The sequence below is a fragment of the Streptomyces antarcticus genome, from assembly GCF_026627255.1.
GTDB lineage: Bacteria > Actinomycetota > Actinomycetes > Streptomycetales > Streptomycetaceae > Streptomyces > Streptomyces antarcticus.
The window spans coordinates 112,855-124,728 of record NZ_JAPNLM010000020.1; the positions used below are offsets into that span (position 1 = coordinate 112,855).

The following is an 11,874-nucleotide window of genomic DNA, read 5'->3' on the forward strand; positions in this document are numbered from 1 at the left end:
CCGGCTAACCGGTGCGTCCGGCCAGAGCCGGTTCGGCGGCGTCGGTGCCGCTGTCCGGAGTCCCGCGGCCCGCGGGGCACGTCTCGGGGGTCTCGGTGGTCCGGCCGGCCCCGGGCACGGTCACGGGCGCGGCAGCAGCGCTTTCACCCGCGAGCTCGGGCTGGTACCCGGCCTTGACCGCTCGCTTCTCACGCCACAGGTGGTACAGCGACACCGCGAGGATGCCGGTGCCGATCAGGTTGGCGACGAAGTGCCACCACACGCGGTACGTGGTCAGTGCCGGCCCGGGCGGGATCGTGCCGAACCAGGTCGACAGGCCGATGGCGCGGCTCGCGCCGAGCACGACGGACAGGGTCAGGATGACGTGCTCCAGGCCGTGGATGCCCTGCATCCAGACGCCCATCTTGGCCCACTTGCGGGACTGCAGGTGGCCGGTCGCCCGCTTGGTGATCAGCACGATGCCGACGAGTCCGGCGAGGAAGATGAAGTTTCCGGTGAGGTGCAGGATCTCCATGCCGAGGGAGGGCTTGGTCATGTCGATCTGGCCCATGCCCCGGGCCAGGCTGTTGGCCCACGGAGTCATCCACGCCGGGGACAGCGGGTGCGCGACCCAGTAGCCGGCCTGCGAGACGTGCTCCTGGAAGTGACCCAGCTGGCCCACGACCCCGAGGCCGATCAGGCCGACCGAGGACTTGTACAGCCAGGGCTTGACCACACCGCGGTTCGCGTACGCCAGGACGGCGACGGCCGCCCACATCGCGACGGTCCAGAGGATGAAGAGGACAGCTCCGACGGTGTCCACGGAGGACGCCATACCGCCCATTCCCGGCATACCAGGCATACCCGGAGGGTGGTTCATGATGGCTCCTTCAGAGGGACGACTTGGATCGAACGGACCGCCGCACGTGTGGGGCCGCTCCCTTGTCAGGGGCGACCACATCGCGCGCGAGCAACACGCTAAGGAGCCGGAGCGCCGTCCGACTTCTTCCAAAGTGCTATTCCGGCTGCCGCGCAGGCCGCGGACAGAGGCTCGCTACGACTTCGCCAGGTCCGCCGACTCCGTACACACACGTGGGGCCCACCGCACATTCCGCGGTGGGCCCCACGTCGCTGATCGCCGCTACTCGGGCCGGGACGCCGCCCAGGCCTCGGTGAGGCGCCGCATGAGGACCTCCCGCTGCGCCTCACCCATCTTGGCCAGCACCAGGTCCGCGACCTTGTGTCCGTCCGACCACGGCATCTGGTCGAGCGTGCCCGCGTGGGCCCGGTCCGCGCCGGGAGCCGAGTCGTCCTCGGGGCTCTCCCCGCCGACCCCCTCGCACGGCTCGGGCACCCCCTGGCGCGCGTTGCTTACGCCGTAAAACTCCCCCGGCTCGCCGTTGGCAGCGCTCCTGTTGCTTACGCCGTAAAACTCGCCGCCGCCGACGGCCTCGGCGGCCCGCCGTTCCGCCGCCGCCGCGCGGCCCCGCTTGGCCTTGGCCTTCCCGGCCTGCGCGGCGTGCCGCTCGCTCAGCCGCGCCTCGATGAAGGCCCTCTGATCCTCCGGGTCCTTGCGCCCCGCGGTCCGTGCGATCTCCAGCGGAATCTCTCCAGAGTCCACCCGGTCCTGTACGTCCTGCGGCAGCGCCAGCAGCGCACGGCGCTGCGAGATCCACCCCGAGTTCATCCTCCCGCCCAGCAGCTCGGCGACCGCCGCCGCGCTGCCGTGGTGCGCGATCAGCGCTTCCAGGGCCCGGGCCTCCTCTATATAGGTGAGGTCCTTGCGGAAGTGGTTCGCGCTGAGCGCCGCCGCCAGGATGTCCTCGGGGGTGCCTGCCGAGGAGTCGTCGACCGTGATCTTCAGCGTAGGCAGCCCCGCCGAACGTGCGGCCGCCAGTCGGCAGTGCCCGTCCAGTACCACGTACTCCGCGTCCGCCGGCACGTCGTGCTGGTGCTCGGGGTGCGCGACGAGGAAGGCCAGCCGGGTCATCACCGTCGCCGGCTGGACCTGCCCGACCTGCCCGATGTTGGCGCCGAGCGCGGTGATGTACCCCTCGTCGAGGACCTCGCGGGGGTTGCCGGGGTTGTAAGTGATCCTGTCCAGCGGAACCTCCGTCGGCGCGGAGCCGACGAGGCTGTCGATCAGGTGGCCGCGGATGCTGCGCGGCGAGGCGGCCTGGCTGAACGCCGCCGAGGGCCCCACACGCTCACGGGCGGTGGTCACGAGATCTCCCTGGCGATGTTGCGCATGATGTCCGCCTGTTCGGAGTGCGGGGCGTACGCGAGCAGCGGCCGGCGGGCCCTGGCGGCCTCCCGCTGCTCCTTCAGTCGGGGGATGACACCGATGACCGGGGGATCGCTGAGCTGTCGCCAGGACTGCAGGGCGGAGGTCACGACGTAACCGTCGCGCGAGTCGTAGGCGTTGACGACGAGTCCGAGGTAGTCCACCTCGACGCGCCAGTCCGTCTTCCCTGACTCGATCTGCTCGATGAGCATCGTGTACGCGTCCGCCGACGAGTCCTCGGCGAGGACCGTGATCACCGCCCCGGACACCCGCGCCGCCTCGCCGTCGCGGCGGCGCCCGTAGTAGATCGCCGCGTCCATCGCCATGCCGAGGCTCGGCGGACAGTCGACGATGACCGCGTCGTAGTGCGGCTCCAGGGGCTCCAGCGCGCGCTCCAGCGTTGCCTGCCGGTTCCGGGCCTGAACGATCATGACGTCGAGGAGGAAGGCGTCCGCGCACGCGGGCAGGACGTCGAGCCGCTTGCCGAAGCGGGGCTCCTCGACCGTGACCACCAAGTCCCGGATGTCACCGCGGGCCTGACCGGACATGAACTTCGCCAGGCTGTCCCCGTCGTGCAGCAACTGCGGCAGCCCCAGCTGCTTGGTGAGGTGCCCCTGGGGGTCGTAGTCCACGAGCAGCACCCGCATCCCGAGCCCCCCGAGGTCGGTGTCCTCGGCCAGCGCCTGCCCGATTCCGGCGGAGACAGTGGTCTTGCCGACCCCGCCCTTCTGGTTACAGACGATCTTGCGGTGCGGAATACCGGCTACGGGATGCCGCCGTGGCGAGGGGTGCGTCTCCAGCCACAGCCGCACCGCCTGGCTGATCCCCTGTACATAGGGGATGCCCAGCCGTGCACAGTCCTGCTTGAAACCGTTGTAGAGCTCCTCCGGCAGCCACGTGGCGAACGAATCGGCTTTCGCCGTATCGACCTGGGGGAGCGACCCGTCGACCGAGGCCCAGTCGGTGATGGCCTGGGCCACGGCGTCCTGGATGTCGATCGTGAGCTCCGCGGCCCGCACCTTCAGTTCCGTGCGCAGCGCCCCGGGCAGCTTGGAAACAACCTTCTTACGGTCATATTGCGGTTCTGTAGACGGCATGGAGCGACCTTACTAACTAGTACCCCTTACTGAAGACGGGCGCCGGGCACAGCGGACCGTCATGCGGGCAAGGCCGTCAGGACCGCGGAACGGGTGCGTCAGCTCGGTCTGGCGCTCCTTGACCGTCTGCCCCAGGGCAAGTCGCGGGCGGTAAAGCCGTCCGCGGCCACCCACAGCGCCCGCAGCCCGCGGAGTGTGGTCGTGGGACGGTAGGACGGGCTGCCGGTGGCGAAGCGCGCTCCGGTGACGCGCTGGGCGAAGCGCACGAGCACGGTCGACGCGATCAGCCGCGCGAGCGGAGCGCCGAGACAGTCGCGGGGGTCCGTCCCGAAGGCCAGATGCGTACGGGTACCGCCCGGGACGAAGAGGTCGGGTCCGGGGCCGAGCGCCGGGTCACGATGTGCCGCAGCCAGGAGCAGCACCATCACGGTGCCCTTCGGCACGCGGATCCCGCACACGTCGAGATCGGCGGTGGCACGGCGCTGGACGACCTGGAGCGGCGGGTCGAGGCGCAGGACCTCTTCCACCAGCTGCCGGGCGTGGCCGGGGTCGCGCCGCAGCGCGGCCATCTCGTGGGGGGCCCGCAGCAGGGCCAGGATGCCCCCCGAAACGAGGCCGGCGGTGGTCTCGTACCCGGCGCCGACCAAGTCGCGGCAGGCCGACGCGATATCGGCGTCGGTGAGGCCCTCGCCGCTGCCTGGTTCCCTGATCAGACGGGACAGCAGATCATCGCCGGCGGCCCGGCGCCGTCGCTCACCGATCGCCTCGGCGAAATACGCGTCGAGCGCGGTCTGCGCCTGCCGGTACTCCACCAGACCCGGCGGCTCGTCCGCACCGAGGAGTGCCGGATACGGGTCCAGGGCGGGGGCCAGTGCCATGGCCTGCCGGTGGAGCCAGGGCCCGTCGCCGGCCGGAACACCCAACAGGTGGCACAAGACGGCCATCGGCACCGGATAAGCGAGGTCGCTGACCGCTTCGAGACGCCCGCGGTCCGCCACGGAGTCCAGGCGCTCGTCGACGACTGACCGGACGACAGGCACGAGAGCCGCCACTGCATCCGCACCGATGCCATGGTCTACCAGACGACGCACCCGCTCCGCGGAAACCGGGCAGGCGCCGCCGGACACCGCTACGGCGTCCGGCGCACGCAGCGCGGCCTCACAGGAGGCATGAGAGGAGAGGACCAGGACGTCCTCGCGCATCCACAACGGACCCGACTCCCGGATCGCGTTCAGCAAGGGATAAGGGTCCGAACGGACGTCACGGTCGAGGAACCGCAGCACGAGAGCCCGGGCCTCGCCGGAGTGCAGCTCCCCGGGGAGGAAGCTCACCGCCGAAGGACTGTCTCGCATCGCAGAGCCTTTCTAGGTCTGATTGCCTACCGCAGGATGTGCGGCCCGACCAAACGGTGTCCACGGCGAGTTGCCCAAGCCTCCGCCGCCTCTTCCGCCCGCGGACACTCAGCCAAGTCCGCTTGTCGACCGGCGGGGCCGAGGAGGACGATCTGCAGCCCCGTGCGGGCACCGTCGAAGCCCTTCACGCGGAGAGCTGCGCCAGGGGTCGGCAGCTCCTCAGCCCTGGCGGGCTTGCGGTGCCCCGACGGGGCAGTTGGGCGCCGTCGGCGACCGACGGTTCGATGGGAGTTCCAAGCCATTTCAACGTGGCTTGGACCGGGAATGGGTTGCGGTGCACACGCGTGCGCAATCGTCAGGCATGCCTATCGTCGTGGTTGACGTTCGGTGGTGCGGGTCGGAAAGGGTCGTTGCACGGGAAGGTCAGAGCAGGAGTGCCGGCACAACCAAAGGCAACGACCTCCTAGGTGCTGGTGCACCTCTGTGGGGGCCACCGTGTTCTAAGAGGGGGCCGCCTGCATTTCGCCTGGTCAAAAGGCTGCATCTGCGGAGATACGTCGGTACAGCACTGACATATCTCCTCGCGATCTGTCGGTAAGCACTGACGTATCTCCATCGTTTGGTTGCACTACTGCAACAAAACGGGGAGTCAGGCACCTCCGGATCCAGGCAGTTTGGTTGCACTACTGCAACCAAACGATGGAGCGGAGGGAGTCCTTCGTCTCGACGGGCACGGGCTTCAAGTCGTTGAGTGCCGGATTGAAGGCGTCAACGCACGGGAGTCCAGCACCTCGAGCCTGTGGTCCGCCAGGAGACTTCGACGGTGCTGCAGCGGGGTGGCCGAGAGGGAAGGCAGCCCAGGAGGAGGCGGACCCTCGCGGGCAGACGAGGATTCCGGCACAGGGATGAGCGGAGGGCTGGGGCCGGTATCAGTGGTCGGCGATTCCAGCGGGGCTGCTCGGTGAGTGGTGAGTGCAATCGTGCCCGTTCCGTGATGGCGTGGAGATCACCCTGGTGAGGTGTCCGGTGAGGTCCTCGCCGAACAGTGAGGGCAGGAGAAACGTCGGCATCTACCGACGTTTCTCGAAGTTCAGTTGCGGTACCGGCACGTTGAACGTGGCAGTACCGCAACAGTCCACTAGCCTGCTCACGCGTACCAGGACAACGAGGGGCCCACCGAGACGATGAGTGCAGCCAACGAGCCCGCAGTTCCCATCCCGCCTCCGCGGCCGGCGAAGCGGCGAAGGCCGCTGCCCGCAGCGCCCGCGACGCCACCCAGATCGCGTTCCGACCGGGGCCAGAACCTCGACCTCCCCGCCGGGTACGGCGCGCACCTCTACCCGCTGGCGACCAGTAGCGGGTTCATCGGGCACTCGTACAGCATGGACTCCCTCGCCTTCATGCTCTGGGCCGTACGCCGCTACGGCGACGCCGAAGACCGCTTCGTCCTGGCCGTCCTGGTCGCGATGATCGGACTTCAGGAAGTCGGCGGGCACATCGAGCAGACACAGGAGCAGATCGGCCAGACGATCGGCAGCGGCTACAGCCGCTCCCACGTGGCCTGGGCGCTGGGCGTGCTCCTGGACGACGGCGTCCTTCGTCGTGTCCGGCGCGGCGTCTACCAGATCGTGCCCTCCGCGGCGCTGCGCGGGGGCGTACGCCCGTCGGCGGAGGGGAAGCGTAAAGTCCCTGGAAGCATGCCGGAACGGGTGCACCAGCTGGACCTCCTCAAGGACATCCTGGAGGACCCCAAGGCGCCGGACGCGTTCAAGGCCATGGCGCAGGTTGACGCCAAGCTGCCGGAAGGACCCCGGCAGACGAGGAAGGGGAAGTGATGAGTATCGCTTCGGCCGCCCCACGGTGGCCCATGCCGCAGGACGACCCCTACGCGGGCCTCGCCTACGTTCCCAGCCTGCCGCCCACCGGCTACAAGATGCTCCTGTACATGCTCAGCCAGCAGCAGCCCGGCGGCCTGGTCCGCGCCACCCACGAGGAACTCGCCACCGGCCTCGCCCTCGACCGAGGGGTCATCAGCCGGGCGATGCCCTACCTCGTCGCCTCGCGCCTTGTGTTCGTCATTGGTCGTGGAAAACTGCAGATCCACCCCATGCTTGCCCGCTACCCCACCCAGCAGGACCGGCGCGCAGCCCTGGCAGCCCTTGCTCCTGAAGACCGACTCGATGTCGGCCACTTCGAGGAGGAGTACGAGCGGCGCCTGGCCCTCTACCAGGAGGAGAAGGCCCGCAAGAAGGCGAGCAAGCCGGCCACCGCCAGAGGACATCTGCGCAGCGTCCACTGATCTACAGCCAGACATGTAAGCGGCGGGGCGACACCTCTGATGGGTGTCGCCCCGCCGCTTTCCCGCACGCAGGGGACCGACACGGGGTAGTTTCCCTGGCACAATCCGTCGATTCCCGGGGTCCGGGACGGAGTTCGGGCACTTCTCGAGTGCAAGCTGCTCGACCGGGCGATTCCCGGGACCTGCGGGACGGACGCCGCCGCCTGGGGCGCTTGCCCAGGCCCCCCGACGGGAATCGATCGCCCTTGGCCATCACCACCAGGTCGAGGGCCGGGACCGTCTCGCAGTTCGGATGGCCCTCCCGCAGGACGACGTCGACCACCGGCCGAACCCGCGCCCACACCGCCGCGGCCGCCGCCCGCGCCCGCTCCGCGAGTCGGTCGATGGTGTCGGCGCCGAACCCGCGGATCGCCGACTCCCGCCATCCCTCACGCAGCTCGGACAGCGACCGCAGCTCCTTGCGCTTCGGCGGGCGCGTCCGGTCGGCGGCCCGGCAGGCCAGCGCGTAGCTGGCCCGCTCCCCCGGCACATGCCCGTGCTCGGCTTCGTAGTCCGCCATGAGGACGGACAGCACTTCCTCGATCTGCTGGCGGCGGGTCGACTGCCAGCCGATGACCCGCTGGTCGATGCCCGCAATCTCCATGACGGGCCGGTGACCGGGCGTCACCTCGCGCGGCTCCCACGCCCACCCGAGCCGGGCGGACACCTCCTCCATGAAATAGAGGATGTAGAGGGTGTCGGCCGCGACGATGTGGGCCAGCGTCGAGTCCGCCGACAGGTTGCCCCACGTTCCCTTGTCGTCTGGCCGCCGGACACGGATCGACACCAGCGCATGATCATGGAGAAGCGGCTTCGACTCCGCGGCTCTGGACTCGTAGTGCCGGAACACCACGACGATCAGCCCGTCCCGGATCGGCCTGGGCGTTTGCCGCCGCTCCCCCACCGGATCTGCGCGACCGACTCCCCCACCCACTTCAGCGTCTTCTACGGCGATGTCCTGGCAAAGCTCCAGCACCCGACGAACCCCGCAATCCATCAGCGCCCACGCGATGTGGGCCGTCGGCGGGGGCCTAAACACCAGGTGCATGCCGAGCCAGGGGACGCGCTCCTTGGCCTTGTCGGTCTTGGGTGAGCGGTTGTGCTCGATGGGTCTGCCCAGCACGGTCGCCCGCGTCGCCTGCGCCGGGCTCTTGCCGTCGGCCAGGCCGTCGCGCTCGATCCGGTTGGCGTCCGGCTGCCGGATCGTCCCGTACATCGGCTCCATCCGCCGTTGCGTCGCTGTCCCCCAGCAGTGAGCCCGACCGTGTGCAGGCTGCGCTCATCCACACCTCGCGCGGGAGCCCGGCCTTCTCCTGGGCGTCCTTCAACAGCTGGCGGGCCGGACGGCGGCCATCACCGAAGGCCACCCCGCGCATGTCGTACCGCCAGGCATGACGCCTCTGCATCTTCGCTTCACTGGGGGTTGGCTCTCCGTCAGCGAGACAGGGGGTCTGTCAAAAGAACGGCTCTGTCGCACATTCGGTGGTGACGGAGGGCGATGATGTCGGCGAACAAACCCAGCGATCACAGAGTCGCAGGTCAGTACGTTGGAGCGGTTCGTTCTATGGAATCGGTGGCCGGCGCAGGGGCCGATGTGAGCCCGGCCTGCCGGTCCCCGCATCCCCACTGCAGCGCCGCCCGCTCGTGAAACACCGAGGGCGGAGCCCCATTCGCACTCTCTGCTACTGACGGCGCCCGATGCTCACGATCCGTCACCACCGAATGTGCGACAGAGCCGAAAACTTTACAGACCCGCGCCCGGAGCGCTTGCAGGTGAAGCAGTCCAGGCTGAGTTCGAGCTTCTTGTGCCACTGCAGGTTGTGGAACTGCTCGCTCTGGCGCTGGCCTGTTGGTTCGGCGGTGATCTCAATGGTCCGCAGCACCGCACGATCGTCCCGGAGGGACGGAACGCAGGGACAGCCCTGGGAGGGCTCGCTGGTCGAGGACGGCTGCTTCGATCCGTATGGGGGTCTGCATGAGTTCGGTGACGAGCCAGGACCGAACCGTGCCCAAGTGTTCTGTGTCAGCGAACCTTGAGTAATTGTCATCGATGTTCGCGGCGTAGGCCGGCCTACCTCCCTCAATCCGGCAATTCGTATATCGGGGATGAAAAGCGACGCCGAGAGTGGGCTCTTCAGTCGACGAACTCGACACCCCCGGTATGAATCGACCGAGGGTCACCCATCAGTCTTGCAGACGGCCCTTGGTGGCGTTTTCGACTGCGGAGCCAGCCTTCGGTACTGGAAATGGGTGTCTGGGCGCGGAAGGAAGGGCAGTTCGGGGGCCGCTCCTCTCCTGTGGAGCCGTCCCGCCGACCCGCGGGATCCCTCGCTGGGCAAGCCTTAACCTCGGCCCTTCGAGCGCTGGGCAAGCCTTCGGGCAAACCGTCCTGAGGATGGGGGCGGAGGCTTCCACCATCCGGTGGGAGGCGGACAGGTGAACCACCCAAAAATCTTCTGCCCCAGCCGTCATGCCTAGTCCTCAAACCTCGTTCCCGCCAGCCATGACGGCTATATGGACTGACAGCCCGGCGTGCACAGACAAGACCGGACCACGGCACCAGTTGCCCAGACATGACTGGGACGCCACGGCAGTTGCCTGGAGAGGAGCGGGGAGTGCCCAGACTCCACGAGGACAGGACAACAGGCAATCGGCGACAGATCGGGCAAAATGCGAGTGTATGGCCGGTGCCGCAGCTATCAAAGCGAGTAAGGTAACCGTCATGACCGCCCCATACGACCCGTCCGACAGGGAAAAGGTAGTCGCTAAGCTGCCTCTGGCCCTGCGTCAGGAACTCAAAGTTCGCGCAGCTCAGCTGAGCGTGGACATCCAAGATGCCGTCACTGAAGGTATCCACGCATGGCGCCAGGCCGCCGAGCCTGCCCCCGTGGACACTTCAGGTGGCTCGTCCTTCGCGACCTACCTGCCCGCTGGGCTGTATGACGATTTCAAGAAGGACTGCAAGTCCCGCTCCGTCGCCTACAACCAGGGTCTCGCCCAGGCGATCCGTCTCTGGCTGGACACCCACACGATGCCCAAGCTGGTACGTCCGGCTCAATGCCGCCGGTTCGTGGTGTGCAACCAGAAGGGGGGCGTTGGCAAGAGCGCGGTCAGCGCCGGCCTCTCCCAGGCCCTCGCCGAGGCGGGGGCACGCGTTTGCGTCATCGACTTCGACCCCCAGGGCCATTTGACCAAGCACCTCGGCCAAACCCACCTGGGAATCAAGGAAGCAAGCCTCGCGAAGCACATGCTGGGCGAAGCGGACGGCAGTGTCCGCGACCTTCTCATCCCCATTGAATACGACGCGTTCATGGGCAGGCTCTTCCTGCTCCCCGCATGCAAGGACGCCTTCCTGCTCGACGCCAAACTCGCCACCACCCGCAACGTGCGCGTCAAGGAGACCGCGCTGGAGAAGGCCGTCGAGGAGCTCGAGAAGGACTTCGACTACATCGTCGTCGACTGTCCGCCCAGTCTCGGATACACCATGGACACCGCGCTCTACCTCGCGCGCACCCGAGACGGCGAGGACTCACAGGCTTCAGGCCTCGTTGTCGTGGTCCAGGCCGAGGACACCTCTGCCGACGCCTACGATCTCCTCCTCGAACAGATCGAGGACATGGAAGACGACCTTGAGGTCGCAGTCACACAACTCGGCTTCGTGGTCAACCTCTACGACGCCCGCAAGGGCTACATCGCCACCTCCTCACTCGACTCGTGGCAGGAGTTCAGTGACCCGCCCGTCCTCGTTGTCATCCCCGACGTCAAGGAACAGCGCGAGGCGGTGCGTCTCAAGCGCCCGCTGCTTGACTACGCTCCCGACGGCGAGCAGGCCATCGCCATGCGCAACCTGAAGAAAGCACTGACGAAGTGAGCAAGAAGGACCTCCTGGGCAGCGGCGCCTCTTTCTCCAGCGCGCGCCGGCCAAGCGAACGCAGCGAACGAGGACGGGCCAAGGCACTGGCCCAGGGAGACATCCCCTCCTACGAGCTCGTCAAGCACCGACTTGATGAGGTCGCCCCGACTCCTCTCAACCCCCGCCGGAACTTCGGCTCTGACGAGGACCTCACGCGGTTCGGCGAAGAGCTTCGCGGCGTGCAGCTCGCCGCGTGCGTCACCGTGTCCCGCCATGCGTATCTGGCGCTGTGGCCCGAACACGCGTCACTCATCGGCCCGGCCGAGTTCGTCCTCGTCAACGGTGAGCGCCGCTACCGCAGCGCCCGGCACGTGGGTCTCGAGAGCCTCGACTTCGTCGTGCGAGATGATCTGGCGAAGTCCCGAGAGGACTTCATCGACCACCTCCTGGCGGAGAACCTTGAGCGTGAGGACTTCGACGTCGTCGAGCGCGCCAGGGGCGTCGCTCAGCTTGTGGCCATCTGCGCTGAGGAGAAGGAATTCGGTTCAAAGTCGCGGGCGGCCGAACGACTGGGAAAGTCTCCGGCCTGGGTGACGCATCAGCTGGCCCTTCTTGCGCTTCCGGGTGAGATCCAGGCCATGCTCAGCTCAGGGGATCTGCCCGAGCGCGACGGCCGTGCCCTTGCCCGTGCACTCAAGGACGACCCCGACCTCTCCCCCGACCAGCTCCTTGCCCTCCTGAAATCTTCCAAGGAACAGGAGGCACAGACGAAGGAGGAGCAACAGGCGATCCTTCGCGCAGCTGCCGACCCTACGGAAGAACCCCTCCCCCAGGCTCCTGTCATCCTGCCGTCCCCCTCCCCCGGCCTGGATCAACCAGCGACCGTCACGCGGGATCCTTTGACCGCGGTAAAAGGATCCAGCGTTCCGTCCGCCCCCCTGGAGACGCAGCCGGCCGGTCGCCCTCCAGTA

10 protein-coding genes are annotated in these 11,874 nt (G+C 67.9%); 4 read left to right on the plus strand and 6 right to left on the minus strand.

Annotation, left to right across the window (positions count from 1 at the left end):
• Positions 1 to 4: 4 nt before the first annotated feature.
• The 4 genes from OTB16_RS26990 to OTB16_RS27005 all read right to left on the minus strand — a co-directional run bounded on the left by OTB16_RS26990 (position 5) and on the right by OTB16_RS27005 (position 4,712).
• Complete coding sequence (locus OTB16_RS26990) at positions 5 to 832, minus strand: DUF6008 family protein (RefSeq protein ID WP_420717805.1); 828 nt, start codon at positions 830 to 832, stop codon at positions 5 to 7.
• A 288-nt stretch (positions 833 to 1,120) separates the two neighbouring features.
• A complete protein-coding gene (locus tag OTB16_RS26995; RefSeq protein WP_267723378.1) occupies positions 1,121 to 2,203 on the minus strand; it encodes a ParB/RepB/Spo0J family partition protein in 1,083 nt (360 codons plus the stop codon).
• Positions 2,200 to 3,360, minus strand: a complete 1,161-nt coding sequence (locus tag OTB16_RS27000) for a ParA family protein (protein ID WP_267723379.1) — start codon at positions 3,358 to 3,360, stop codon at positions 2,200 to 2,202. Before OTB16_RS27000 ends, OTB16_RS26995 begins: the two co-directional genes overlap by 4 nt.
• A gap of 98 nt (positions 3,361 to 3,458) precedes the next feature.
• The gene (locus OTB16_RS27005) at positions 3,459 to 4,712 is read right to left on the minus strand and encodes a cytochrome P450 (RefSeq protein WP_267723380.1); all 1,254 of its coding nucleotides are present in this window, start codon (positions 4,710 to 4,712) and stop codon (positions 3,459 to 3,461) included.
• 1,184 nt (positions 4,713 to 5,896) lie between these two features.
• On the opposite strand from OTB16_RS27005, the gene OTB16_RS27010 reads away from it, so the two are divergent.
• Together OTB16_RS27010 and OTB16_RS27015 are read left to right on the plus strand one after the other, a co-directional pair.
• Entirely contained in the window at positions 5,897 to 6,547 is a 651-nt protein-coding gene (locus OTB16_RS27010) for a hypothetical protein (RefSeq protein WP_267723381.1), read from the plus strand.
• A complete protein-coding gene (locus OTB16_RS27015; RefSeq protein ID WP_267723382.1) occupies positions 6,547 to 7,011 on the plus strand; it encodes a hypothetical protein in 465 nt (154 codons plus the stop codon). Before OTB16_RS27010 ends, OTB16_RS27015 begins: the two co-directional genes overlap by 1 nt.
• 1 nt (position 7,012) lies before the next feature.
• Here the strand turns inward: OTB16_RS27015 and mobF are convergent, their stop codons facing one another.
• Both mobF and OTB16_RS27025 read right to left on the minus strand, forming a co-directional pair.
• Positions 7,013 to 8,275: a MobF family relaxase gene (gene mobF / locus OTB16_RS27020; RefSeq protein ID WP_267723383.1), complete on the minus strand. Its 1,263-nt coding sequence runs from the start codon at positions 8,273 to 8,275 to the stop codon at positions 7,013 to 7,015.
• Positions 8,276 to 8,762: 487 nt separating this feature from the next.
• The gene (locus OTB16_RS27025; RefSeq protein WP_267723384.1) at positions 8,763 to 8,933 is read right to left on the minus strand and encodes a hypothetical protein; all 171 of its coding nucleotides are present in this window, start codon (positions 8,931 to 8,933) and stop codon (positions 8,763 to 8,765) included.
• Between the two features lie 839 nt (positions 8,934 to 9,772).
• On the opposite strand from OTB16_RS27025, the gene OTB16_RS27030 reads away from it, so the two are divergent.
• Positions 9,773 to 10,921, plus strand: coding sequence for a ParA family protein (locus tag OTB16_RS27030; protein ID WP_267723385.1), 1,149 nt, complete (start codon positions 9,773 to 9,775; stop codon positions 10,919 to 10,921).
• A partial coding sequence (locus OTB16_RS27035; protein ID WP_267723386.1) for a ParB/RepB/Spo0J family partition protein occupies positions 10,918 to 11,874 on the plus strand: 957 nt, incomplete at its 3' end. The genes OTB16_RS27030 and OTB16_RS27035, both read left to right, overlap by 4 nt.

Coding starts and splice junctions, on each gene's coding strand:
- OTB16_RS26990 (WP_420717805.1), bottom strand. CDS start 832: ATGCCGGGAATGGGCGGTATGGCGTCCTCCGTGGACACCGTCGGAGCT.
- OTB16_RS27000 (WP_267723379.1), bottom strand. CDS start 3,360: ATGCCGTCTACAGAACCGCAATATGACCGTAAGAAGGTTGTTTCCAAG.
- OTB16_RS27005 (WP_267723380.1), bottom strand. CDS start 4,712: ATGCGAGACAGTCCTTCGGCGGTGAGCTTCCTCCCCGGGGAGCTGCAC.
- OTB16_RS27010 (WP_267723381.1), top strand. CDS start 5,897: ATGAGTGCAGCCAACGAGCCCGCAGTTCCCATCCCGCCTCCGCGGCCG.
- OTB16_RS27015 (WP_267723382.1), top strand. CDS start 6,547: ATGAGTATCGCTTCGGCCGCCCCACGGTGGCCCATGCCGCAGGACGAC.
- mobF (WP_267723383.1), bottom strand. CDS start 8,275: ATGGAGCCGATGTACGGGACGATCCGGCAGCCGGACGCCAACCGGATC.
- OTB16_RS27030 (WP_267723385.1), top strand. CDS start 9,773: ATGACCGCCCCATACGACCCGTCCGACAGGGAAAAGGTAGTCGCTAAG.